The sequence below is a fragment of the Halorubrum lipolyticum DSM 21995 genome (assembly GCF_000337375.1).
GTDB lineage: Archaea > Halobacteriota > Halobacteria > Halobacteriales > Haloferacaceae > Halorubrum > Halorubrum lipolyticum.
Genome location: NZ_AOJG01000030.1, coordinates 182,224 through 205,530, shown reverse-complemented (window position 1 = coordinate 205,530; position 23,307 = coordinate 182,224). Strand labels below are relative to the sequence as shown.

General features: G+C 70.5%; 21 protein-coding genes. 11 read left to right on the top strand and 10 right to left on the bottom strand.

Annotation, left to right across the window (positions count from 1 at the left end; all coding sequences use genetic code 11):
• Entirely contained in the window at positions 1 to 1,071 is a 1,071-nt protein-coding gene (locus C469_RS11440; RefSeq protein ID WP_008006754.1) for a methionine synthase, read from the bottom strand.
• Entirely contained in the window at positions 1,071 to 2,072 is a 1,002-nt protein-coding gene (locus C469_RS11435; RefSeq protein ID WP_008006753.1) for a hypothetical protein, read from the bottom strand. The genes C469_RS11440 and C469_RS11435 overlap by 1 nt, the downstream gene beginning before the upstream one ends.
• Positions 2,073 to 2,183: 111 nt before the next feature.
• Here C469_RS11435 and C469_RS11430 point away from each other — a divergent pair, with 111 nt between their 5' ends.
• Entirely contained in the window at positions 2,184 to 3,098 is a 915-nt protein-coding gene (locus tag C469_RS11430) for an ABC transporter substrate-binding protein (RefSeq protein ID WP_008006752.1), read from the top strand.
• Between the two features lie 7 nt (positions 3,099 to 3,105).
• Here C469_RS11430 and C469_RS11425 read toward each other — a convergent pair whose 3' ends face one another.
• The 4 genes from C469_RS11425 to C469_RS11410 all read right to left on the bottom strand — a co-directional run bounded on the left by C469_RS11425 (position 3,106) and on the right by C469_RS11410 (position 6,581).
• Complete coding sequence (locus tag C469_RS11425; RefSeq protein ID WP_008006750.1) at positions 3,106 to 3,726, bottom strand: HemK2/MTQ2 family protein methyltransferase; 621 nt, start codon at positions 3,724 to 3,726, stop codon at positions 3,106 to 3,108.
• Entirely contained in the window at positions 3,723 to 4,964 is a 1,242-nt protein-coding gene (locus tag C469_RS11420) for a mechanosensitive ion channel family protein (protein ID WP_008006747.1), read from the bottom strand. The genes C469_RS11425 and C469_RS11420 overlap by 4 nt, the downstream gene beginning before the upstream one ends.
• 6 nt (positions 4,965 to 4,970) lie before the next feature.
• Positions 4,971 to 5,891, bottom strand: coding sequence for a 16S ribosomal RNA methyltransferase A (locus C469_RS11415; protein ID WP_008006745.1), 921 nt, complete (start codon positions 5,889 to 5,891; stop codon positions 4,971 to 4,973).
• A gap of 111 nt (positions 5,892 to 6,002) precedes the next feature.
• Positions 6,003 to 6,581, bottom strand: a complete 579-nt coding sequence (locus C469_RS11410) for a DUF655 domain-containing protein (RefSeq protein ID WP_008006743.1) — start codon at positions 6,579 to 6,581, stop codon at positions 6,003 to 6,005.
• 284 nt (positions 6,582 to 6,865) lie between these two features.
• Here C469_RS11410 and C469_RS11405 point away from each other — a divergent pair, with 284 nt between their 5' ends.
• Together C469_RS11405 and C469_RS11400 are read left to right on the top strand one after the other, a co-directional pair.
• Complete coding sequence (locus tag C469_RS11405; protein WP_008006741.1) at positions 6,866 to 7,738, top strand: YqcI/YcgG family protein; 873 nt, start codon at positions 6,866 to 6,868, stop codon at positions 7,736 to 7,738.
• The gene (locus C469_RS11400) at positions 7,731 to 8,333 is read left to right on the top strand and encodes a cysteine hydrolase family protein (protein WP_008006739.1); all 603 of its coding nucleotides are present in this window, start codon (positions 7,731 to 7,733) and stop codon (positions 8,331 to 8,333) included. Before C469_RS11405 ends, C469_RS11400 begins: the two co-directional genes overlap by 8 nt.
• Positions 8,334 to 8,368: 35 nt before the next feature.
• On the opposite strand, the gene C469_RS11395 is transcribed toward C469_RS11400, so the two are convergent.
• Entirely contained in the window at positions 8,369 to 9,835 is a 1,467-nt protein-coding gene (locus C469_RS11395) for an MATE family efflux transporter (RefSeq protein ID WP_008006737.1), read from the bottom strand.
• Between the two features lie 233 nt (positions 9,836 to 10,068).
• Here C469_RS11395 and lipA point away from each other — a divergent pair, with 233 nt between their 5' ends.
• Entirely contained in the window at positions 10,069 to 11,007 is a 939-nt protein-coding gene (gene lipA, locus C469_RS11390) for a lipoyl synthase (protein WP_008006734.1), read from the top strand.
• Between the two features lie 27 nt (positions 11,008 to 11,034).
• Here the strand turns inward: lipA and C469_RS11385 are convergent, their stop codons facing one another.
• Entirely contained in the window at positions 11,035 to 11,214 is a 180-nt protein-coding gene (locus C469_RS11385) for a hypothetical protein (protein WP_049911325.1), read from the bottom strand.
• A gap of 240 nt (positions 11,215 to 11,454) precedes the next feature.
• Here C469_RS11385 and C469_RS11380 point away from each other — a divergent pair, with 240 nt between their 5' ends.
• Genes C469_RS11380 through C469_RS11365 form a run of 4 tightly spaced genes read left to right on the top strand, consistent with a single transcriptional unit; the run spans position 11,455 to position 15,665 of the window.
• A complete protein-coding gene (locus C469_RS11380; RefSeq protein ID WP_008006733.1) occupies positions 11,455 to 12,576 on the top strand; it encodes a branched-chain amino acid ABC transporter permease in 1,122 nt (373 codons plus the stop codon).
• Entirely contained in the window at positions 12,573 to 13,898 is a 1,326-nt protein-coding gene (locus C469_RS11375; protein WP_008006732.1) for a branched-chain amino acid ABC transporter permease, read from the top strand. Before C469_RS11380 ends, C469_RS11375 begins: the two co-directional genes overlap by 4 nt.
• Positions 13,891 to 14,793: an ABC transporter ATP-binding protein gene (locus C469_RS11370; RefSeq protein ID WP_008006731.1), complete on the top strand. Its 903-nt coding sequence runs from the start codon at positions 13,891 to 13,893 to the stop codon at positions 14,791 to 14,793. Before C469_RS11375 ends, C469_RS11370 begins: the two co-directional genes overlap by 8 nt.
• Complete coding sequence (locus tag C469_RS11365) at positions 14,790 to 15,665, top strand: ABC transporter ATP-binding protein (protein WP_008006730.1); 876 nt, start codon at positions 14,790 to 14,792, stop codon at positions 15,663 to 15,665. The genes C469_RS11370 and C469_RS11365 overlap by 4 nt, the downstream gene beginning before the upstream one ends.
• A gap of 578 nt (positions 15,666 to 16,243) precedes the next feature.
• Here the strand turns inward: C469_RS11365 and C469_RS11360 are convergent.
• Together C469_RS11360 and C469_RS11355 are read right to left on the bottom strand one after the other, a co-directional pair.
• Positions 16,244 to 17,638, bottom strand: a complete 1,395-nt coding sequence (locus C469_RS11360; RefSeq protein ID WP_008006729.1) for an ABC transporter substrate-binding protein — start codon at positions 17,636 to 17,638, stop codon at positions 16,244 to 16,246.
• A 219-nt stretch (positions 17,639 to 17,857) separates the two neighbouring features.
• Positions 17,858 to 19,486 carry a gamma-glutamyltransferase family protein gene (locus tag C469_RS11355; protein ID WP_008006728.1) on the bottom strand — a complete coding sequence of 543 codons (1,629 nt, stop codon included), beginning with the start codon at positions 19,484 to 19,486 and terminating at the stop codon, positions 17,858 to 17,860.
• A gap of 120 nt (positions 19,487 to 19,606) precedes the next feature.
• Between C469_RS11355 and C469_RS11350 the strand changes: the two genes are divergently transcribed.
• From C469_RS11350 to C469_RS11340, 3 genes are all read left to right on the top strand, one after another.
• Positions 19,607 to 21,880, top strand: a complete 2,274-nt coding sequence (locus tag C469_RS11350; RefSeq protein ID WP_008006727.1) for a hypothetical protein — start codon at positions 19,607 to 19,609, stop codon at positions 21,878 to 21,880.
• 281 nt (positions 21,881 to 22,161) lie between these two features.
• Positions 22,162 to 22,392 carry a DUF1328 domain-containing protein gene (locus C469_RS11345; protein ID WP_008006726.1) on the top strand — a complete coding sequence of 77 codons (231 nt, stop codon included), beginning with the start codon at positions 22,162 to 22,164 and terminating at the stop codon, positions 22,390 to 22,392.
• 38 nt (positions 22,393 to 22,430) lie between these two features.
• Positions 22,431 to 23,273, top strand: a complete 843-nt coding sequence (locus C469_RS11340; protein ID WP_008006724.1) for a YihY/virulence factor BrkB family protein — start codon at positions 22,431 to 22,433, stop codon at positions 23,271 to 23,273.
• Positions 23,274 to 23,307: the final 34 nt, after the last annotated feature.

Genomic DNA, 23,307 nt, shown 5'->3' with positions numbered 1-23,307 from the left:
TCAGTCGTCGAGCGGGTTGTCGATGTCGATCTCGCCGGCGTCGATCTCGGCTTCGACCTCGCGGACCGCGGTGACCATGTTCTCGGTCTTCCCGTACGCGATATCGCGGGGCAGGAGCTTCAGCCCGCAGTCGGGCGAGATGGTGAGCTTCTCCGGCGGGACGACGCGGAGGCCCTGGCGGATGTTCTCCTTGATCTCCTCGACCGGCTCGACCTCGGCGGTGTGGGCGTCGACGACGCCGAGCGCGAGGTCGGGCTCGAACTCGGGGTCGGTGAACGTCGGGATCTGCTCGAAGTCGCCGTTGCACAGTTCCACGTCGAACTCGTCGATCGGGTAGTCGTTGATCTCGGGGTAGATCCGCGAGTAGTCGCCGTAACAGACGTGGAGGCCGATCCGGACCTCCTCGTCGATGCCCGAGACGATGCGTTCGAGCGCCTCGCCGACGATGGCGTGGTCCTCGGGCGTCGTCGCCAGCGCGGGCTCGTCGATCTGGATGTAGCGCGCGCCGGCCTCGACGAGCTTCTCGACCTCCTCGTTGACGAGGTCCGCGAGGTCGTACACGAGCTCCTCGGTGGAGGGGTACGCCTCGTTGAACGCCCAGAACCCGAGCGTGTACGGCCCCGTGATCGGGACCTTGACGGGGCGCTCGGACACGTCGGACGTGAACTCGAACTCGTCGACGAGCCACGGCTCGTCGTACTCGACCTCCTCGACGACCGAGGGCTTGTCGAAGTAGTTGTGGCCCCACACCTTCACGGGGCCGTTGAACTCGTAGCCGTCGATGCGGTCGGCGAAGAACTCCACCATCTCGTTGCGCCGCATCTCGCCGTCGACGACCGTGTCGAGCCCGGCGCGCTCGTGCTCGTGGGTGATCAGCCGGCAGGCGTCGTCGTGGGCCTCCTCGAGGTCCTCGGCGTCGAACTTCGAGTCGGGGTCGTCGACGAGTTCGTCGGCCCGGTTGAGCCACTTCGGCTTCGGGTACGAGCCGACGACGGTCGTCAGCAGGAACGCGTCGTTCGGGTGGTCGTGCGGGCGGAACTGTTCGCGGTTGGCAGACGGGTTTCGGACCATTAGTCGAGCACCTCCGCGGCGGCGGAAAGCGCGTTCAGCTTCGCGCGGTACTTGTTGGCGGGCAGGTAGAACAGCTCGGTGTTGGGCGTCAGGTAGGTCCGGTCGAACCCCTCGGCGGGGACCTGCGACTCGAACCACTCGACGCGCTCGGCGACCGTCTCCGGCTCCTCGACGAGCGTGTTCTGCCCGTCGACGAGGCCGAGCGCGAGCGAGTCGGTGGAACCGAACTCCTGAACATTATAAACGGTGTCCTCGCGGTCGCCGGCGACCAGGTCGAGCCCGAGCGCGTCCGCGCCCGCCTCGTCGACGAGGTGCGCGTACAGCTTCTCGCCGAGCGCGCCGTACGAGGTCTGGACGACGACGTCGGCGTCGGTCGCGTCGGCGACCGTCGCGATCGCGTCGGTCGCGGTCGACTCTGCGCCCTCCGCGGGCGAGTCGGTCACAAGCGACGGTTCCAGCAGGAACAGCGTGTCGTGGGCGGGGAACGCCTCGACCTCGCCCGCGAGGAACTCCGCGATCGCGGCCTGGAACTCGGCCTCGTCGCCGTAGTGCTCGTCGGTCGCGAGCGCCGCGAGCGAGTACGGGCCGGGGAGCGTCGCCGCGAGGGGGGCCTCGCCGTCGATCAGGTCGGTCGCCCGCTCCAGCTCGCGGGCCACGTCGCCGGAGAAGTCGAGGTCGTCGACGACCCGCGGATCGCGGTAGAAGTTGTTGTTGTCGTAGTACCGGACGATCCCGCCCGTCTCGACGCTGTCGTGCACCGTCAGCGGGTGCGCGATCATGTCGTCCCAGCGCCCCTGTCCCTCGACGACGCGGTCGAGGCCGGCGTCGAGCTGGTCGTCGACGTACTCGGCGCGCACCTCGGCGTACTCCTCGACGATCGCCTCGCTCTCGTCGCCGCTCAGGAGGTCGCCCTTCTGGTGCCCCTTGAGGTCGGAGAGCGTCTGTTTCGCCCAGTCCGGGAGCGGGTACAACCCCGGCGTGGCCGCGACTCGTTCAGTCATCACCGTTGATTCGATATGCCGTCGTATAATATTTGCTAATACGTTTTATGCTCTAGAGTTATTATTTATCACGGACCGAACGGTTAAGCGGGTCGTCGGGAACTGATCCCCATGACCGTCGTCTCCCTGTTCCCTTCCGCCACCGAGCTGGCGGCCGCGATCGGCGCGACGCCCGCCGCGGTCTCCCACCAGTGCGACCACCCGCCGCCGGTCGAGGACCGGCCCGCGCTCACCGGACTTATCCGCGACCTCGACGCCGACCCCGCGGACCTCGACCGGATCGCGGCCCACGACGACACGTACTACCTCGACGGCGACCGGCTCGCCGCGGCCGACCCGGACGTGATCCTCACGCAGGGCGTCTGCGCGGTCTGCGCGCTCGACGCCGGACTCGCCCGCCGGGCGGTCGAGCGGCTCGGCCTCGACGCGGCGGTGATCGACGTCCACGCCGACGACCTCGACGACGTCCTCGCGAACGTGGAGCGCGTCGGTGAAGCGGTGGGGCGCCCGGCGGCCGCGGCCGCGCTCCGCGACGACCTCGACGCCCGGATCGACGCCGTCACCGACGCGGTCCCGTCGGACGACGCGCGCCCCCGCGTCGCCGTCCTCGACTGGACCGACCCGCTCCGCCACGCCGGCCTCTGGGTTCCCGACCTGATCCGGATCGCGGGCGGGGAGCCGGGGATCGTCGCGTCGGGCGAGCGGTCGCGGAAGGTCGACCCCGACGAGCTGCGCGACTTCGACCCCGAGGTCGTCGTGGTCGGCCCCTGTAGCGCCGACGTCGTCGAGGCCGAGCGCGCGGCCGCCGACCTGCTGGCCCGCGCTCCCCTCGACGACGTGGCGGCGGTGCGCGACGGTCGGGTGTACGCGATGGACGGGACCGCCTACCTGAACCGCCACAGCCACCGCGTCGTCGACGCCCTGGAGGCGCTGGCGGCCGTGATCCGTCCCGATCGGTTCGAGGGAACCGGCGAGAAGGTCCGGCGCGTCGATACGGAGCCGACCGGGACCCTGAACGGTCGGTGACACCGCCCTACGCTCGACGCAGCGCCACCACCGTGAGCGTCTCGAAGGGGAACGACTCCTCGACGACCGGGTCGGCCGCGAACCCGGCGTCTTCCGCGAGGGTCAGCACCTCGTCGTACCCCGTCAGCGACGAGACCAGCAGCAGGACCACGCCGCCGGGAGCGAGGGCGCGCCCCACGTCGTCGAGGAACGGCTCGATGAGCTCGCGGCCCGACTCGCCGCCGGAGAGCGCGTGTTCCATCCAGTCGTCCCACTCGTTGTCCGGGTCGGTCGGGAGGTACGGCGGGTTGAAACACACCGTGTCGAACGCGTCCGCCCGGAACGGGGAGAGGAGGTCCGCGACGACCCCCTCGACGCCGCGCTCGCGGGCCTGCCGCGCCGCGTGCGGGTTGAGGTCGCTCCCGACCACGGCGAGTCCGCGCTCATCGGCGATCTGCTGTGCGACCCAGCCCGATCCCGTGCCGACCTCGAGCACCCGGCCGTGCGCCTCCGCGACGGCCGCCTCCGCGAGCAACCCGGAGTCCTCGGCCGGCTGGTAGACGACCGTCTCGTCGAGCCCGCGCCGCTCCGCGAGTCCGGATTCTGGATCGTCGGTGTCGACGGGGTCGGCGGGGTCGTCGCCGGTCATCGGTCCGACTCCCCCGATCCCCCGGCGTCGGCGCCGTCGTCACTCGCCGACGCCCTGTTCCCCTCGCCGTCCGACCTACCGCTGTCACCGCCCGACCGCGACCCGCCGCCGCCCGACCGCGACCCGCCGCGCGTCGCCGCGCGCTCCTCGACCGACGCGTCCAACTGCGGGCCGGACGCGTCCGCGCCCCGCGCGGAGAGCGTCTGCTGGGGGAAGGGGATCACGATCCCCTCGTCTTCGAGCTCCCCCTTGATCGCGTTCATCGCGGCGGTCTGGGTGCGCCAGCGCTTGCGCATGCTGGGGTTCCGGATCCAATACCGCAGCCCGAGCACGACCGCCGAATCGTCGAACCGCTTCGTCACGACGTTCGGTTCGGGCATCGCGGCCACGTCCTCGACCGTAGCGGCGGTCTCCTCGATCACTGCCGCCGCGCGTTCGATGTCGGTGTCGTAGTCGACGCCGACCTCGACTTCGATCCGGTAGCGGTTCCGCCGCGACCGGTCGACGATCGATCCCGAGCGCACGTCGTCGTTCGGGAGCGTGATGACCTCGCCGTCGAACGACCGGAGACGGGTGCTCATGATCGATATCTCCGTGACCGTCCCCTCGTGGTCGCCCACCTCCACCCAGTCGCCCACCTCGAACGGACGCGAGAACATCAGCACGAAGCCGGCGAGGATCGCGCCGAGCGTCTGGCGGGCCGCCATCCCGACCACGATCCCCAGGAAGCCCGCCCCGACGAGGAGGCCGCCGACGTTGTCGGTGAACAGCCCGACGACGACGAGCAGCGCGGCCGTGTACACCGACAGCTGCGTGAGCCGGAGGATCACCTCCTGTTGGTGGTCGGATATCGACGCGCTCTCGGTCGCGACCTCGCGGATGACGCCGCCGAGGAAGTCCGTGACCGCGTACGCGACCGCGAGGAGCACCACCGCGAGCACGACGTTCGAGAGCTGGTCGGCGATCGCGGCCGACCGGACGGCCTCGAGGAGCGCCCCGCTCCGGTCCCACACCGCGATCAGCCCGATCGCGCCGGCCGCCGTCACGCCGGCGACGCTCGTCGACAACAGCAGTCGACGGGCGGAGGAGAGCTCGGTGTCCCGCATCTTCAGCCGGCGGGTGAGGTACCGCGCGGCGAGCACGACCGCGACGATCACCGCCGACACCGCGATCCGTTCGAGGTTCCCAGAGACGGCGCCCTGTACGTCGGTCGTGAGGCCGGAACTCGCGCCGGTCATCCGCCCTCACACCTCCGTCGGCGAGCCGTGTTCGCGGGCCAGCTCGGCCAGCGCGGCGAACGCCGACGGGTCGAGGTCGCCGGGGCGGCGGCGGAGCAGGTCCTCGTCGGCGGCGTCGACGACGGCCTCCGGCTCGTCCAGCCCGGAGATGTGGCCGGTGTTCCGGACCGCGTTCCGGACCGTCTTGCGCCGCTGGGTGAAAAGCGCCTTCACGAACCGGAGGAAGAAGGCCTCGTCGCCCACCTCGTAGTCGGGGTCGCGGGGCGTACACCGGACGACGGCGCTCTCGACGGCGGGCTGGGGATCGAACGCCTCCTTCGGGACGCGCTCGACGATCTCGACGGCGGCGTAGTGCTGGGCGGACACGGAGAGCCGGCCGTACGCCGACTCGCCGGCCGACGCCACCATGCGCTCGGCGAACTCGGCCTGGAACATCAACACGAGCGGCTTCCCCTCGGGGAGCAGGCGGAACGCGATCTCCGAGGAGACGCCGTACGGGAGGTTCGCGACGCAGGCGGTAAAGGGCGGGAGGTCGACATCGAGCGCGTCCCCCTCGATCACGTCGAGGAGGCCGTCGTCGACCGCGGTCGCGAACTCCTCGCGGAGGAAGTCGGCGAAGGTCCCGTCGCGCTCGATCACGGAGAGGCGGCCGGGGGCGTCGACGGCGTCGCCCTCGCGGTCGCCGTTCCGCGCGACGACCGCCGCCAGCAGCCGGTCGGTGAGCGCGCCGGCGCCCCCGCCGATCTCGAGGAGGTGGCTCGCGTCGGCGTCGTCGGGGAGGTACGCGGGGATCCGGTCGAGGACGCGGTCGTCGACGAGGAAGTGCTGGTCGCGGTCGGGGTTCGCGCGCTCCCCGGCTCGCCGGGCGAGCGCGTCGGGGTCGCGGTCCCCGTACGCCGCGCCAGCGCCCGTCGATGAATCGGTCATGGCCGCGTTACTCCGCGGTTCCGGGTAAAAGTCCCGTTTCGGGGCGTCCGGCCCAGTCCCGTTTCGGGGCGTCCGGCCCAGTTCCGTTTTCGAGTCGGACCCCGCCCCGCCTCACTCCTCGTACCCGACGAACCGTCGATACTTGAGGTCCTCGTCGCGGACCTCCTCGACGATCCGCTCGACGAGGACCTCCCGCGGGCGGTGGAGGCCGGCGACGCGCTCGGAGACCTCCTCGAAGCTCTCGAAGGGGCCGCGCTTCCGCTCGTCGAGCACCTTGTTCCGGAGCTGCTTGCCGATCCCCGGCAGGAGGTTGAGTTGGTGGAGCCGCAGGGTGATCGGGCCGGCCTCGTTGTAGAAGTCGACGAACCGCTCCTCGTCGCCCTCGACGATCGCCTCGACCGCGTACTCGACCTCGGCCGCGGCGTTCCGAGTGATATCGTCGAACGACACCTCGTGGTACCGACCGACCGCGGGGCCGTCGAGCGCGATCCGGTCGCTCACGGAGACGTCGGCCGTCTCGTCGAGCGTGAGCTCGTACAGCCGGAACGCGTCCGTGCCGAGCCCGTACGCGACCGGCGACTTCCGGTACTGCGGGCGGTCGTCGTCCGGCCGCCCGTTGGGCATCACGTCCAACAGGACGACCACCGGACCGTCGTCCGCGTCGGGGGCGTCGGCTTCGGGATCGCTCATACGTGATTTAGCGTTCCGCGCGGTGAAAAAACCGCTGCCGCGCGGAGTCGGCGGGCGACCGAGTCCGAGCGGTCCGGCCGGCGGGGTCCCGCGCCTCTCGGGAGCGTGGCACCGCTCGCCGGCACCTGTTTATTTATGAATGGCCGACGCAGATCCGCGAGGGCTATTTAAATGCGCGCTGCGGTCAGCGGTGTGGGGTCCGACTCGCGAGCACCAGTGTCGAGCCGTTCCCGCTCGACGGCGACCGGCGAAAGCCAAAAGCCCGTCTGTCCCCCACGAACGGTATGAACGAGCCCGGCACCGAGGGCGTGCTGTTGGACCAGGAGGCGCTCCACGATCGGCTCGACGACGCGCCCGGGTGGCTTCGAGAGCACTACCGGACCTTCCGCGAGTCGATGCTCGGCGAGCGCGACGACTCTCCGTTCCCCTGCTACTTCGGCATCGAGGTCGAGCGCGAGGGCGACCTGCTGTACGCCGCCTGCGAGTCGACCACCGATCCCGCGGCGCTGCTCCGGTTCCGCGACGTGCTCGTCGAGTACCTCGACGCGTACGCGGACCACGCCGACCGCGCACCGCTGGCCGTGTTCTTCCGACCGCCAGAGGGCGACGCCGACGAGGCGCACTACCACGAGCGGCTCTGGCACGTCCTCGAGTTCCTCCACGTCCACGACCCCGAGCCGTGGCCCGACGACATCCCGACCGATCCCGACACCCCGCGCTGGGAGTTCTGCTTCGGCGGCGAGCCGCTGTTCCCGACCTCGCGGGCGCCCTTCTACGACGAGCGGAAGAGCCGGTACTCGCCGGTCGGCCTCGAGATCACCTTCCAGCCGCGGGCCGTCTTCGAGGGGCTCACCGCCGACACCGAGGCGGGCGAGCGAGCCCGCGAGACGATCCGCGACCGCATGGGCGAGTACGACGGGGTCTGCCCCCACGCCGACCTCGGCGACTGGGGCGTCGAGGGCGACCGCGAGTGGACGCAGTACCTCTTCCGCGAGGACGACGACGCGAGCCCGGACGCCTGTCCGCTGAATCCGACCCGCGATCACCCGAAGGCGCCCGCGGCGCTGTTGGCGCCCGGGGCGTGGCGCCGGTTCGCGGAGTCGCCGAGGCCCGACGGCGACGCCGGGTCCGTGAGCGCGGGGCTCGGCGATGACTGAGGGGTCGCGCTCGGCGGCCGCGGACGCCGCTCCCCGGGATGCTTCTCCCGCGCTCCCGGACGACGCCGTCCTCCTCCTGATCGACTTCCAGACCGGCTTCGACGAGCCGGGCTGGGGCGAGCGCAACAACCCCGACGCGGAGTCGGTCGCGGCCGGGCTGCTCGCCCGGTGGCGCGAGGCCGGCCGCCCGGTCGCGCACGTGCGACACGCCTCGACTGAACCCGACTCCCCGCTGCGCCCCGACGCCCCGGGGTTCGCGTGGAAGCCGGAGACGGCCCCCGCAGCGGGGGAACCGACCTTCGAGAAGTCGGTCAACGGCGCCCTCCTCGACTCCGGGCTCGACGAGTGGCTCCGCGAGGCGGGCCGCGAGTCGCTCGTCGTCTGCGGGCTCACCACCGACCACTGCGTCTCGACGACGGTCCGGGCCGCGGAGAACCGCGGCTACGAAGTCGCCGTCGTCGCCGACGCCACCGCGACCCACGCCAGAGCGACCCATGACGGCGACCGGATCGACCCGGAGACCTCTCACCGCGTCGCGCTCGCGCACCTCGACGGCGAGTTCGCGACCGTCGTCGAGAGCGACGAGCTCGAGTGAGGTACCGGCGGGGACGGTCCGGTCTGAGACGCCCCTCAGTCGTCCGCCGGATCCGCGCTCCCGCCGTCGCCCCCGCTCGTGCGCTCGGCGGCGTTAGCGAACATCCCCCGGCGGGTCGTGTACGCGAAGTACGCGCCGAGCCCGAGGAAGCCGACGACGTTGGAGGCGGCGACGGCCCAGAAGACGGCCTCCACCCCCCAGCCGAGTCCGGGGGCGACCGCGACGCCGAACGCGCCGAACGTCGCGGTCGCGGGCACCGCGGCGACCGCGATGGGGAACCGGATCGCCCAGTACTTGACCAGGTCCGCGACGAGCGAGGTCCGGGTGCGCGAGGCCCCGTTGAAGCCGGCCAACAGGGTGTACGTCCCGCCGAGCGCCCAGTAGGTGACCGCCAGGATCTGCAGGTACAACACCGACAGCGACCGGCCGGCCGCGGTGAGGTCGGGCGCGAGGAGGTCGGTGATCGCCCCGGCGAACAGGAACTGGACGGCACCGAGCGCGAGGAACGCCGCGACGACCAGCCCCGTCCCGACCACCGTCGTGCGCCGGGCGCGGCCCGGGGCGTCCGCGCCGAGGTTCTGGCCGATCATCGACTGCGCCGCCTGCTGCATCCCGAGCGCCGGGACGATCGCGAGCGTGGAGACGCGCGCGCCGACCGTGTACGCCGCGACGCCCGCCGCGCCGCCCGCGATCGCCACGAGGCTCACGACGAGCACGCGCACTACCTCGCTCACCCCGCGCTGGCCGCCGAGCGGGAGTCCGACCTCCACGACCTCGCGGAGGTCGCCGGCGTCGACGACCGCGGCGTCGCGAGTGAGCCGGAACGTGTCCCGCCCGATCCCCGCCGCGTACGCGAGCACGTGGACCAGTCCGGCGACCCCCGCGAGCACCGTGCCGAGGGCCGCGCCCGCGACGCCGAGCGCCGGGACCGGGCCGACGCCGAAGATGAGCACGGGCGCCGCGACGAGGTTGACGAGGACGCTGCCGACGCTCACGTGCAGGACGGCCCGCGTGTCGCCGTAGGCGGTGAAGCAGTTCTCGACCGTGTCGCCGACTGCGCCGAGCGGGAGGACGGCGACGATGATCGCGAGGTACGTCGCCGTGGTGCCGGCCAGGGCGGGGTCCGCGCCGAGGAACCGCACCAGCTCATCCGCGTAGGCGACGACGGGAATCGCGATCGCGCCGGTGAGCGCGAGCGCGACGAGCGCGCCGTTGACCGCGACGCGGCGCGCCCCCGCGTCGTCCTCGCCGCCGGCGCGCTGCGCGACGAGGATCTGCGTCCCGACGGCGGCGACGACCACCGCCGCGCCCAGGAGCGACTGGATCGGGAGGCTGAGGCCGACCGCGGCGACCGCGTCCTCGCTCACGCGACCGAGCCAGAACGTGTCGACGATCGCGTTCGCGACGTACACGAGGTTCTGTGCGACGAGCGGGGCCGCGAGCAGCAGGAGCACTCGCCCCACCGGCCCGTCGGTGATCGCGTCGCGGTCGACGTCGAACATCGGATAGTTCCGGATGGGACGGAGATAATAAAAGAATACTGGTGTAGGATACCATACCGCTTCGCCGTCGGCCGTCGGTCGGAACCGCCCGGTAGTCGATCGGATCTCGATCGGATCACGACCGGACCTCGGACGAATTTCGACCGGACCTCAGACGGATTTCGACCGGACCTCAGACGGATTTCGACCGATCGGATCCTCACGTTTTTGCACTCGGCCGCCGAGGTTCGAGTATGCAACGCGGCCGTCGGAAGCCGGACTGGCTGAAGTCGCGTCCACCGTCCGGGTCCCGGTTCACGGAGATCAAAGAGCGCCTCCGGCAGCGCGACCTCCACACCGTGTGCGAGGAGGCGAACTGCCCCAACATGGGCGAGTGCTGGTCCGGCCGGGACGGACCGGGAACGGCGACGTTCATGCTGATGGGCGACCGCTGCTCGCGCGGGTGTAACTTCTGCGACGTGGAGACGGGCGGGATGGAGGCGCTGGACCCGGACGAGCCCGGGAACGTCGCGGACGCGGTCGCCGAGATCGGCCTCGACTACGTCGTGCTCACGTCGGTCGACCGCGACGACCTCGCCGACGGCGGCTCCGCGCATTTCGCCGAGACGATCCGCGCGATCAAGCGGCGAGATCCGGAGATCCTCGTCGAGACGCTCATCCCCGACTTCGGGGGCGACCCCGAGGCGATCGACCGGATCGTCGACGCGGGGCCGGACGTGATCGCCCACAACGTCGAGACGGTCGAGCGACTCCAGTGGCCGGTCCGCGACCGGCGGGCGAACTACGAGCAGTCGCTCGCGGTCCTCGATCGGGTCGACCGCACGTCGGACATCCACACCAAGACCAGCCTGATGCTCGGCGTCGGCGAGTACGACCACGAGGTGTACCGGACCCTCGGCGACCTCAGCGAGGTGGGCGTCGACGTGGTCACGTTCGGACAGTACCTCCAGCCCTCGCGCTCGCACCTCGACGTCTTCGACTACGTCCACCCGGACGCCTTCGAGACGTGGCGCGCGGTCGCCGAGGAGGAGTTCGACTTCCTCTACTGCGCCTCGGGACCGATGGTCCGCTCGTCGTACAAGGCCGGTGAGCTGTTCGTCGAGGCGCTGCTCCGCGAGGGGCGCTCGGCCGAGGACGCCCGGCGACACGCGCGGGCCGCCGGCGGCGACTGAGGGCGGGTCGCACGCGATTCTCCGATCTCACTCCGATGCGACCAGTCGACGGAGCCGCGCCACGCGGGGTCGCCGTCGATCGAACGCGAACGCTCGCCTCCGGCACGTCGAAGCGGGCGGCGAGGCGGCGACGAGGAGGACGGTCGACAGCAGCCCGAGCGCGAGGAGGGCGCGAGCGACGAGCGAGAGGCGGTAGCGGAGGCGCATCCAGCGGTCCTACTCGGAGGCGATCTATCAAGTGATCGCTCACGTGTGCGACTCGGCCGTCGGGCGGCCCACCCGCCGGACGATCACCGGCCGCGAGACACCGAGCGCCGGCCGAGACGTCCGAGTCGAACGACTGACAGTTCGGTGTCGTTTTCCCCCGTATTTCGGCTTCGGTACTTTTGTCGGAACAGCGAGTTATTTACCTCTCGGTGTCTGACGCTGCGTCAGTGAGACGCACACATGGGAACAACTGAATCGTCGATCGTTGACGCGGCGCGAGGCCGGCCGGGGCTTCTCCTCGTCGCCTTCCTCGGCGGCCTGCTGCTCGTCGACCTCGCCGCGAAGCTCGCCGGGCTCTCTCTCGGCCCGATCGGCGGGGCGATCTCGGCCGATCGATTCGGCTCGAACCTCTGGAACGGGGTCGTGATCGGGCTCGTAATCGGGCTCGCCGGAATCGGGCTCTCGATGACGTACAGCATCCTCTCGTTCGCGAACTTCTCGCACGGCGACCTGCTCAGCACCGGGGCGTTCACCGGCTGGGGCGTCGCGTTCCTGATCGCCGGGTTCGGCGACATCCCGGTCCGGTCGCTGCTGACCGTCCGGGACGCCGGGGGCGCGACCGCCGGCGACATCGGGGCGCACATCCTCTCGACGCCGGTCGCGATACTCGTCGGGCTGCTCGCGGCGTTCGCGATCACCGCCGCCGTCGCGCTGGCGCTCGACCGCGCGTTCTACAAGCCGATGCGGGACCGCGACGGCATCTCGATCCTCATCGCGTCGATCGGCGCCGCGCTGATCGTCCGGTACGCGATCCAGTTCGTCTACGGCTCCGACCGGCGCGGCGTCACGGCGAGCCTCGACGCCTCGAACCTGGCGTTCGCTCCGCTCGGACTCTCGGTCAACGCCCACGAGCTGACCATCGTCGTCGCCGCGCTCGGGCTCATGCTCGCGATGCACTTCATGCTCCAGCGCACGAAGCTCGGCACCGCGATGCGCGCGATGGCAGACAACAAGGATCTGGCCCTCGTCACCGGCATTCCGGCCGAGCGCGTCGTCACCGCCACGTGGATCATCGGCGGCGGGCTGGCGGGCGCCTCGGGGTACCTCTACGTGCTGCTCCGCGGGACCATCCAGTTCGACTTCGGCTGGCTGCTGCTGCTGCTGATCTTCGCCGCCGTGATCCTCGGCGGGATCGGCTCCGTGTACGGCGCGATCGCCGGCGGACTCGTCATCGGGATCGTCTTCACCACCTCGACGATCTGGATCCCCTCCGACTTCAACGAGGCCGCCGCGTTCGCCGTGATGATCACCATGCTGCTCCTGCGCCCCGAGGGGCTCTTCGGAGGTGTTTCGACCGCATGAGCGACGACTCAGCTCGCTCCTCCGAGACGGAGGCGCCGGAGAGCGCGACCGCCGCCCTGATCGACGCCGCGCGCCGCAGCGACCTCGGGCTCGTGCTCGGGACGCTGCTCGCGGTCTACCTCGTCGCGGCGTTGCTCACCTTCACCGACGGGCTCAACAGCGTCGTCGGGCTGATGCGGACGCTGACGTTCCTCGGGCTCGTGTACGCGCTCGCCGCGCTCGCGTTGAACCTCCAGTGGGGGTACGCCGGGCTCTTCAACATCGGCGTCGCCGGGTTCATGGCGCTCGGCGTCTACACGATGGGGATCGTCGTCCGGTCGCCCGACCCGGCGTTCGGTCCGCCCGGATTCGGCCTCCCGCTCCCGGTCGGCATCGTCGCCGGGATGCTCGTGGCCGCGGTCGTCGGGCTGCTCGCGGCGCTGCCGGCGCTGCGGCTCAAGGCCGACTACCTCGCGATCGTCACGCTCGGCATCTCGGAGATCATCCGGCTGATCCTCCAGTCGAGCGCGTTCGACAACTTCCTCCGCGAGACGATCGGCGCCGGCACCGGGGGCGGCAGCGGCATGGGGATGCCGCGGAACCCGGTCCGCGACCTGTTCCTCGTCGACGGGCAGGCCGGGACGCCGACGGCCCTCGGCGACCTCGTCTTCGGCACCGTCGGCGAGAGCGGGCTCGGGATCGCCAACACGATCCTCATCGACTGGGCGTACATCGCGGTGCTCGCCGGCTTCGTGATCGGCTTTTTCGTCCTGCTCGAGCGGCTCGGCCGGTCGCCGTTCGGTCGGACGCTCAAGGCGATCCGGGAGGACGAGCTCGTCGCCGACTCGCTCGGGAAGAACGTGGACCTGATCAAGATCAAGGTGTTCGTCATCGGCTGCGCGCTGATGGGGCTCGCCGGGATCCTCTGGTTCGGCAGTCAGGGCAACGTCTCGCCGACGCCGCAGTTCATGCCCGTTCTGACCTTCTACGTCTTCATCGCCGTCATCATCGGCGGCTCCGGGTCGAACGCCGGCGCGGTCCTCGGCGGCATCGTCTTCGCGACGGTGCTGTTCGAGGGGCCGCGCCGCGTCGGGGCGTCGCTGCGCGACGTCATCGACGCCGAGACGCCGCCGTCGTTCGCGGACGCGCTCGTCACGCTCGACCCAACCGCGTTCCTCGCGTTCGCGACGGACAACATCGCGCCGCTGCAGTTCGTCTTCCTCGGGCTCATCCTGGTGTTCATCATGCACCGGCGGCCCGACGGCATCCTCGGCGACCGGATCGAGACGGCCGCGGCCGTCGACCTCTCCGAGCGCCCCAGCGGGGGTGAGACCGATGAGTAGCGACATTCCGGACGCGTCCGACGTCGCCGACGCGGCCGACGGGGCGGACGCGACGGGGCCGCCGACCGACGAGCCCGAGGCGAACGACAGCGCCGTTGAGGAGGCGGCGAAGCACGTCCCCGCCGGGGCGCCGCCGCTCCGTGTCGAGGGGCTCGTCAAGCGCTTCGGCGGCGTCACCGCCGTTGACGGCGCCTCCTTCGAGGTCGAACAGGGGTCGCTGACGGGGCTGATCGGCCCGAACGGCGCCGGGAAGTCGACCACGTTCAACTGCATCACCGGCGTCCACGAGCCGACGGCGGGGAAGGTGTACTTCAAGGGCGAAGACGTCACCGGGCTCGAACCGTTCCGGATGGCGCGGAAGGGGCTCGTGCGGACCTTCCAGATCGCCCGCGAGTTGGAGGAGATGACCGTCTTGGAGAACCTGATGCTCGCGCCGAAGGGCCAGATCGGCGAGTCGGCGATCCGGTCGGTCACGCCGGGGCTCCGGGGGGCGGTCGTCGAACAGGAGACGGAGATCCGCGAGCGCGCCTGGGAGACCCTCGACTTCTTCGAGATCGACCACCTCGCGACCGAACACGCCGGCAATCTCTCCGGGGGGCAGCGGAAGCTCCTCGAGATGGCGCGGGCGCTCATGACCGACCCCGAGGTAGTGCTTCTCGACGAGCCGCTCGCGGGGGTCAACCCCACGCTCGAGGAGAAGCTCCTCGACCGGATCCACCGGCTGCGCGAGGACGGCTACACCTTCCTCCTCGTCGAACACGACATGGACGTCATCATGAACAACTGCGAACACGTCATCGTCATGCACCAGGGCAGCGTTCTCGCCGAAGGCACCGGCGACGAGATACGGAACAACGAGCAGGTCATCGAGGCCTACCTGGGGGAGGACATATGAGCGCCGACGAGGCGGAAGCCACCGACGAAACCGCCGGAGACGACCCCGTCGACGCCGACGATTCGCCGAGCGCCGAGGGCGACGAGACGCCAGCAGCCGACGAGACGCCAGCAGCCGACACCGGTGAGACGCCCGCCGCCGCGGGAACGACCCACACGCTCGACGGCGACGCGATCCTTCGGCTCCGCGACCTCGACGCCGGCTACGGCGACCTCCAGATCCTCTCGGACATCGACCTCGACGTCGCCGACGGGGAGTACGTCACCATCGTCGGTCCGAACGGGGCCGGCAAGTCGACGGTGATGAAGACCGTCTTCGGGCTCACGACGTACATGGACGGCGTCGTCGAGTTCGAGGGCGAGTCGATCCACGGGCTCGCGCCAGAGCAGATCATCCGCGAGGGGATCGGGTTCGTCCCGCAGAACGACAACGTGTTCCCGGGACTGAGCGTGCGCGAGAACCTCGAGATGGGCGCGTACATCCTCGACAGCGTCCCCGAGGACCAGATCGAGGAGATCTACGACCGCTTCCCGATCCTCCGGGAGCGGAAAGAGCAGAAGGCCGGGACGCTCTCCGGCGGCCAGCGGCAGATGGTCGCGATGGGGCGCGCGCTCATGCTCGACCCCGACCTGCTGTTGCTCGACGAGCCCTCCGCGGGGCTCGCGCCCGACCTGGTGGCCGACATGTTCGACCGGATCGACCGGATCAACGACTCGGGGACGGCGGTGCTCATGGTCGAGCAGAACGCGAAGGAGGCGCTGCGCCGCTGCGACCGCGGCTACGTCCTCGTCAACGGCGAGAACCGCTACACCGACCGCGGGGAGGTGCTGCTCGGCGACGAGGACGTGCGGAAGGACTTCCTCGGCGGGTAGTCGGCTCACCGTCTCCGGTGGTATCGCTCCCCTTCAGAGGCGGTTCCGAAACGGCGGATCGCTGACCCGTGTCTCTCGATCGAGTATGGGAGTGGGTGTTGCAGATCGGCGGTGGCGATAAGCTATTTAAATAGGCGTGAGCCACAGCGCCAATCGTTTATAAATGAACGAAGCGGTCGGCGCGCGCCCGGGAGCGGGCCGGAGGCCCGCGAGCGGCGCCGCGCGAGGGAGTCGGTCGCCCGAGCGAAGCGACGGCGACCGACGAGGCTGGGGAGGCGTGAGGTGCGGTGCTGTGCGGAGCGGGGCGGGACTCAAAGGGGCAGTCGGCGAGGCGGGCGCAGGCGACGGAAGCACCGCAATGAAGGAGCGAACGAAGTGAGCGACCGAGTGAGGAGCGCAGCGAGCGTGCGCCCGCCTCGCCGACTGGGGCTTTGGAGGTCTTCACCGCCACGTCGATCACAAATAAACAGCCAACAGCGACACCACTCGTTCGCTTATAAACGGTCTCACTCGCGACGCGCTATACCTACGCCCGGTATCGCGCAAAAATCGGAAAACGGACCGAACCGCCTACTCGCCTACTGGTTCAGCACGCTCGACCACTGGCTGGTGTACGTCGCCTGCGCCGGCTCGAAGGAGACGCGCTCATCGATCGTTCCGCCGTTCTCTTCGAACGCGGCCACGTACTGCTCCTCGAGCGACTGGCCGTAGGCGTCGTTGAGGTACAGCGTCCCCGAGGACTCGGCGCCGACCGTGTCGCCGCGCGCGAGCTCGGCCATCGCCGGGCCCTGCAGGAGGTCGGACGGCGCGGTCCGGAAGACGTACCCGTTGTCGTCCAGGTCGGTCACGTCCGGGCTCGTCGAGGACGGCGAGATGCCGACGACGCCGTTGGGGATGAACACCTGGTCGGCCACCTGGAGGTTCACGTTCGAGGCGGCCGGCCCGACGACGGCGCCGTAGCCGGCGTCGACGAGCGCGTTCGCGCCCGAGATACCCGCCTGCGGGTCGGTCTGCGTGTCCTCGACGCGGGTGTTGACGGTGACGTTCAGGCCGGCGTCGTTGACCTGGGTCGCGGCGAGGAGCGCACCGTCGCGGATCGGACCGCCGAGAGAGCCGAGGTCGCCGGTCTCGGGCATCAGCACGCCGATCTGCGCCTCGAACTCGCCGTCGATTCCGACGGGGTCCGCCGCCGTCGCGTCCAGGTCCTCGTCGGAGAGGTCGTTGCCGAACTCCAGCGTGTCGAGCGTGGTGATCTCGCCGTCCTGGAAGTCCTGCACGTCGTACGCCGCGGTGGCGATGTCGCCGTTGACGTCGAAGTTGACGCTCGACGACGCCCCGACGTAGTGGACGGGGTCGCCGCCGGCGACGGTCTCGACCGCTTCGGGGAGGTTCTCCGGGCCGAACTCGTCGCCGCCGGGGTTCGCGACGGTGCGGATCCGGTCGCGGATGGCCTCGCCGTCGTTCTCGGCCGCGGCGGTCGCCGCGAGGATCTCGACCGCCATCGCGTCGTACGCCTGCGCGGTGAACACGCCCGGCGCGGTGTCGTACTCCTCCTCGTACAGGCCGGCGAAGAACTCCGCCCCCGGACCGCCCGCGGACGGCGCGGTCCCGATGACGTTGTTCATGTCGTTGTCGACCTCGCCGGGGAGGTCGGAGTCGATCAGCCCGTCGGGCACGACGATGTCGAGGTCGGGCACGTCGTCGGCGAACTCGGAGTAGAAGTCGCGGAACAGCTGGATACCGGACTCGGGGAAGCCGACGACCATCACGGCGTCGGGCGCGTCGCTTCCGTCGGAGCCGTCCGAACCGTCGCTCCCGTCGCTTCCGTCGGAGCCGTCGGAGCCGTCCGAACCGTCGCTCCCGTCCGAGCCGTCGCCGCCGTCACCGCTCTCGGTCGAGCAGCCGGCGAGTGCCGCGATGCCGGCAACTCCGGCGCCTTTGAGTACGTCGCGTCGCTGTATCCTTCGCGTCATTCTGTTACGACATACCATAGCTGAGTTTATAAGTGTATCCACGCCCACAAATACCACAGCACGTCGAGCGATTCCGTCTCCGGGGCGCTCACCCCGTTCGAGACGCCGGCTGTCGGCGTCTTCGCCGATCGGCCGTCGGCTCGAAACAGGGTTCATTATACAAATCCGTCATGTCTCGTCGCCGGACGAGGCGAGGATCGTCCCCCGCCCGACCGGGCCTCAGTACCCCTGTGCGTTCCCGTCCTTCCGCGGTTCGGTCGCCGCCGAGAGGACGCCGTCCCGCGACCGAGCGATCTGGGCGCCGCCGAACATGGCCGGCGGGAGGGTCAACACGTCGTGGCCCCTCCGGGACAGCTTCGCGGCGGTCTGCCCGTCGGCGTGGGGTTCGAGCGCCAGTTCGCCGCTCTCGCGGTAGCGCCACCGGGGCTCGTCGAGCGCGCGCTGGAGCGGCATCCCGTAGTCGACGAGGTTCGAGACCACCTGCACGTGTCCCTGCGGCTGCATGTACCCGCCCATCACGCCGAAGGCGGCCCAGTCGTCCTCGTCGAACCGAACGAGCCCGGGGATCAGGGTGTGGAACGGTCGCTTCCCCGGTTCGAGGCGGTTCGGGTGGTCGGGGTCGAGCGAGAACGACGCGCCGCGGTTCTGGAGGGCGATCCCCGTCTCGCCCGCGACGAGCCCGGAGCCGAACCCGGCGAACCGCGAGTTGATGTACGAGACAACGTTCCCCTCCTCGTCGGCGACCGTCAACAGGACGGTGTCGGCGTCCTCCGCGTTGGCGTCGGGAACGCCGAAGCTCACGTCGCGGTTGGCCGTCTCGCCGATCTCGGCCGCTCGGCGCTCCGCCCACGCCGCGGAGGCGAGCGGCGGGACCTCCTCGTAGGTCGGGTCGGTGATGTAGCGGTGACCGTCGTGGAACGCCACCTTCAGCGCCTCCGCGAAGTAGTGGACGCGCTCCGGGCTGTCGTAGTCGTGTTCGCCGGCGCCCACCTCGGCCGCGACGTTGAGCGCCTCCAGCGCGATGAGCCCCTGGTTGTTCGGCGGGAGCTCGTACACCTCCGCGCCGTTGTACGTCGTCGAGACCGGCTCCGGCCACTCCACCTCGAAGTCCGCCAGGTCGTCGACCGTCATGAACCCGCCCGCCGCCTGCACCTCCGCGGCGATGGCCTCGGCGATCTCGCCCTCGTAGACGGCGTCCGCGCCCTCCTCGGCGATCAGCGCCAGCGACTCGCCGAGCCGCGGGAGCGTCACCCGCTGGCCGACCGCGGGCGACTCGCCGCCGAAGAGGTACGCCTCGCGCGCGTGGTCGCTCTCGAACAGGTCCTCGCCGTGGGTCCACGCGTCCGCGATCACCTCGCTGACCGGGTACCCCTCCGTCGCGTAGCGGATCGCCGGTCGCAGCAGTCGGTCGAGGCCGAACTCGCCGAACCGCTCGGCGGTCTCCTCCCACCCGCGTGCGGTCCCCGGGACCGTCACCGTCTGCGCGCCCGTCATCGGCATCTCGACCGCGCTCGGATCGTCTTCGTCGACGCCGTCGTCGGCCGCGAGCGCCTCCCGGGCGTTCTCGACCGTCGCGTCGGCGGGCGCGCCGCCGCAGGCGCGCATGGCGCCGACCTCGCCGTCGGCGGTGCGATATAACGCGAACACGTCGCCGCCGAGCCCCGTCGAGGTGGGCTCGACGACGTTGAGGGCGGCGGCGGTCGCCACCGCGGCGTCGAACGCGTTCCCGCCGTCGCGCATCACTTCGATCCCCGCCTCGCTCGCGAGCGGCTGGCTCGTCGCGACCACGCCGCGCTGTCCGTACACCGTCGACCGCCGAGAACCGAACCGGTCCACGTCTGGGTCCATGACCACACGTTCGCCGGAACCCGGTTAAACGTCCCCCCGGACGGTTCCGGTCGGATTCGGAGAGCTCCTCGTGGATTGGTAACGGTTAACATATCGCGGCGCCTCAGATCACGGGATCAGATGACCGAACGCGACGGTCGAACGGAAGCGACGAACGGGGAGCCGAGCGCCGAGCGCCCGCCCAGCGACGGGTCCCCGGAGAGTCCCGATCGGCGTCGCGCCCTCGGGTACGCGGGGGCCGCCGCCCTCGCGGGAACCGGCCTCGCCGGCGCGTGGTACGTCTCGCGGCCGGACCCCGCTCCGGACATCGGGAACGAGAGCGATCCGGACGACGACGACGCGAGCGACCTTGGGGAGGAGGAGGCGCCCGCGGACGCGCCCGACGAGGTCCCGGCGGTGGTCGACCGGTACGCGCCCGACCTGTACTTCGGCGCGTTGGAGAAGTGGTACCCGACCGATCCGCGGCCGTACGTCGTCGAGACCGACAACGGTCCCGTCGTCGACGGGTTCACCGCGCTCGACGAGTACTCGGCGGCGTTCCGCGAGGCCGGCTCGCCGCCCGCGCCCACCGTGTTCTACAACGTCGTCGAGGCGGCGCCCGGCGTCGACGCGGTGCAGTACTGGCTCTACTCGGCGTTCGACCAGTTCACCGTCAACTTCCACTGGCACGACTGGGAGCTGTTACAGGTGTTCGTCGACCGCGAGAGCGGCGACCCGCTGCTGCTCTCGGCCAGCGCGCACTCCCGCGCCAGCCCGAACAACGAGTTCCTCGACCCGGAGATCCCGGAGGGATCGCGTCCCGGAATCCTCGCCGAGGTCGGGTCGCACTCCAGCGCCAGCGAGGTCAACGGGCTCGTGCCCAGCTTCGAGCGGCTCCCGATCGACGACCTCGTCTCCGACGTGACCAACGACGCCATCGACGTCTCGGCCGCGGTCCGAGCGCCGTTCGCCTACGGGCTCCCCCGGGACGAGGGGGCGCGGCTCCCGTTCGTCCTCCCGGAGCTCGACGGCGTGCCCCTCCACGAGCACCCGTCGCTGTCGATCGAGCGGACGGACCTGATCGACGAGCGGGTGACCGTCGGGTCGTGGCGCGGCCTCCCGGCCCCGCCCGAGGCGGTTCCCCTGCGCGAGCCCGGGCTCGTGATCGCCCATCCGGACAGCGCCGTCGACGCGGACGCGACCTACGCGCTCGAACCGCTCGCGCCGCTTCGCGACGAGATCGACGACTTCGTCGGCCCGCAGTTGAGCTTCGAGTTCGCGATCCCCGGGTTCGTCGAGGACGCGCTCGCGAGCCACATCACGTCGGTCGGGATCCCGTGGGAACAGGAGCGGTTCGCGGACCCCCTCTCGGACGTCACCGACCCCGCGCACCGGCGCCGGATCGACGGGGCGGAGCCCGACGGGCTCGCGGACCGCGTCGTCGGCCGCCTGCGACAGCTCCGGGCCGGAACCGCGGGCGCGCTCGACGGGGTCGCGAGCGGGGCCGCCGACGCCGTTGCGGACGTCGCCAGCGTGTCGCTGGTCCCGCTCTCGACGGAGCTTGCGGTCCGGCTCGCGAGCGAGGACCCGACCGCGACGGTCACCCGCGGCGGGGTCTTCGAGTACCTCCGGGTCGAGCCCGGCCCGCACCACCTCGTCGCCAACGGCCCGGGTCTCGCCCCGATCGCGGCCCGGTTCACCCACGACGGGGGGCTCGTCCGAGTCGGCGACGGGGAACTCGCGGCCGTCGCCGTCGAGGACGCCGGCTGGATCCGCGGCGACGCGCGCGAGACGGACGGGGTCGAGCGCGTCCGGGTCGTCGAGGACTACGCCGGCGTCGTCTACGACGGCGAGCCGGTCGAGACGGACCGGTTCGCGGTCGCGGTCCACCGCGATGGCCGATACACGGTCGAGGTGGTCGACCGCGAGGGGAAACGCGGGGCGTACCGAGTGACGCCGGACTCCTTCGACGAGAACGGCGAGGCCGTTCGCGAGGGGATCCGAACCGGAAAGGCCGCGCTCGCGCGGACGCTCCGCGGCGAACTCGACGAGCTGTACGCGCTCGCGTCGGCGCTCCGCTCGGACGACGACGACGACGATGCCGCGGACGTTCCCGAGAACGGTACGGACGAGGAGCGGGACCGAGAGCGAGAGCGGGACACGATCGACCCGGTCCTCGACGGGATCGCCCGCGCCCGAGAGGCGGCGGCCGGCGCGGTCGACGCCGCGGAGAGCGGCGCGGAGCGGGCGGCCGACGACCGGCTCTCCGCGTCGATCTCGTCGCTGTGGGAGGTCAGGGACGCGTTCGTGACCGACGACCGGGCGGGATACACCGACGGCGCGGTCGCGGCGATCGACTCGAAAGCGCTCGCGGGGATCGACCGCGCGAACGCCGCTATCGACGCCGCCCTGTGAGCGCGCGAGTTTGCGGACGGGGGTTCGCAGCGACCGGTTCCCGACTTCCACCGGCGATCGTCCGTCGAACTGCGCTAGCGTCGTACGAGAACCCTCTGAACGCGTCGTTCGCGCCGCGGCCTGGATCATCCGAAACGACGTGAATGTATTGTTATCCGCTATATCAATTCGAGATCGCGTCCGCGTCGAACGGGAACACGCCCATCCGGGCGACGACAGTTACGCCCGTGTTATCGGCTTTGACGCTTCATAACTAACGGCGCGTCGCTGCCAGTACTCGTATGGACGCCACAATCGCAACGGCGGTCGATCACCAGTTGATATCCCTGTTCGGACAGTCGGCTCCGCTACAGTTCTCCGGCGATTTCCTTCAGTGGGCGGTGATCTTCTTCGTGATCGCGATCATCGCGGCGGTCGTCGGTGCGCGCGGGGTCGCCGGGATCTCGATGACCGTCGCGAAGTGGTTCGTCATCATCTTCCTGGTGTTGGCCGTGATCTCGATCGTCCTCTGAGCGGTCCCGATGGGTGACCCCGGCGTTCCCGTCCGCGCATGACGCGGTCGGGATCGGACGGCGACGCGGACGCCTCACGCGGGTCGTTCCGCGACCTCGCGGCCGCGGTCATCGCGCTCGCACGCGAAAACGACATCGGCATCGTCGCTTCGGGCGTCGCGTTCTACCTGTTCAACTCGCTCGTCCCGCTGCTGTTGTTCCTGTTCATCGGACTCTCGGCCACCGACCGGCTCGGTCCCGCAGTCGAACTCGTCGGGGCCGTCGCCGGGATCGACGTCCGAGCGTTCCTCGGTCTGTTAGACTCGATCGTCGGCGACGACGCCGACCGACGGCGAGCGGCCGTCATCGCGGGGTTGATCCTCTTGTGGAGTTCGCTACGCCTGGTGCAGGCGATCAACGTGTCGTTTCAGACGATCCACAACGTGCGTCACGAGCACTCGCTGCTCGGGACCGTCCTGGACAGCCTGCTCGTCTTCGCGACGATCATCCTCGTCGTCCCCGCCGTCTCGCTGCTCGCGGTCGCGCTGACGGTCCTCACGGACGTTTCGGCGCTTCGGCTGATCAGTGCCCCGTTGCTGTGCGTCGTGCTCTTCGGCGGGTTCCTACCGATGTACTCTCGGTTTTCCGACCCGGAAACCACGCTTCCGCAGGCGTTTCCGGGCGCGGCGCTCGCCGCGGTGGCCTGGGCGCTCTGCGCCGTCGGCCTCCGACTGTACGTCTCGACTTCCGAGAGCGTCAGACTGTACGGCGTCGCGGGCGGCGTCCTGTTGCTGTTGACGTGGCTGTACGTCGGCGGTTTGACGCTGCTTATCGGGGCGGTCCTGAACGCCGTTTTGACGGACAGCGTCGACGTCGACGCCGACGAGCGCCCCGACGAGTGAGCGGACGAGCGGTCGGTTCCCCCGAGCGATTACG

Coding starts and splice junctions, on each gene's coding strand:
- C469_RS11385 (WP_049911325.1), bottom strand. CDS start 11,214: ATGCGCCTCCGCTACCGCCTCTCGCTCGTCGCTCGCGCCCTCCTCGCG.
- C469_RS11395 (WP_008006737.1), bottom strand. CDS start 9,835: ATGTTCGACGTCGACCGCGACGCGATCACCGACGGGCCGGTGGGGCGA.
- C469_RS11410 (WP_008006743.1), bottom strand. CDS start 6,581: ATGAGCGATCCCGAAGCCGACGCCCCCGACGCGGACGACGGTCCGGTG.
- C469_RS11435 (WP_008006753.1), bottom strand. CDS start 2,072: ATGACTGAACGAGTCGCGGCCACGCCGGGGTTGTACCCGCTCCCGGAC.
- C469_RS11355 (WP_008006728.1), bottom strand. CDS start 19,486: ATGGACCCAGACGTGGACCGGTTCGGTTCTCGGCGGTCGACGGTGTAC.
- C469_RS11440 (WP_008006754.1), bottom strand. CDS start 1,071: ATGGTCCGAAACCCGTCTGCCAACCGCGAACAGTTCCGCCCGCACGAC.
- C469_RS11365 (WP_008006730.1), top strand. CDS start 14,790: ATGAGCGCCGACGAGGCGGAAGCCACCGACGAAACCGCCGGAGACGAC.
- C469_RS11350 (WP_008006727.1), top strand. CDS start 19,607: ATGACCGAACGCGACGGTCGAACGGAAGCGACGAACGGGGAGCCGAGC.
- lipA (WP_008006734.1), top strand. CDS start 10,069: ATGCAACGCGGCCGTCGGAAGCCGGACTGGCTGAAGTCGCGTCCACCG.
- C469_RS11340 (WP_008006724.1), top strand. CDS start 22,431: ATGACGCGGTCGGGATCGGACGGCGACGCGGACGCCTCACGCGGGTCG.
- C469_RS11425 (WP_008006750.1), bottom strand. CDS start 3,726: ATGACCGGCGACGACCCCGCCGACCCCGTCGACACCGACGATCCAGAA.
- C469_RS11415 (WP_008006745.1), bottom strand. CDS start 5,891: ATGACCGATTCATCGACGGGCGCTGGCGCGGCGTACGGGGACCGCGAC.
- C469_RS11405 (WP_008006741.1), top strand. CDS start 6,866: ATGAACGAGCCCGGCACCGAGGGCGTGCTGTTGGACCAGGAGGCGCTC.
- C469_RS11375 (WP_008006732.1), top strand. CDS start 12,573: ATGAGCGACGACTCAGCTCGCTCCTCCGAGACGGAGGCGCCGGAGAGC.
- C469_RS11380 (WP_008006733.1), top strand. CDS start 11,455: ATGGGAACAACTGAATCGTCGATCGTTGACGCGGCGCGAGGCCGGCCG.
- C469_RS11360 (WP_008006729.1), bottom strand. CDS start 17,638: ATGACGCGAAGGATACAGCGACGCGACGTACTCAAAGGCGCCGGAGTT.
- C469_RS11420 (WP_008006747.1), bottom strand. CDS start 4,964: ATGACCGGCGCGAGTTCCGGCCTCACGACCGACGTACAGGGCGCCGTC.
- C469_RS11400 (WP_008006739.1), top strand. CDS start 7,731: ATGACTGAGGGGTCGCGCTCGGCGGCCGCGGACGCCGCTCCCCGGGAT.
- C469_RS11430 (WP_008006752.1), top strand. CDS start 2,184: ATGACCGTCGTCTCCCTGTTCCCTTCCGCCACCGAGCTGGCGGCCGCG.
- C469_RS11370 (WP_008006731.1), top strand. CDS start 13,891: ATGAGTAGCGACATTCCGGACGCGTCCGACGTCGCCGACGCGGCCGAC.
- C469_RS11345 (WP_008006726.1), top strand. CDS start 22,162: ATGGACGCCACAATCGCAACGGCGGTCGATCACCAGTTGATATCCCTG.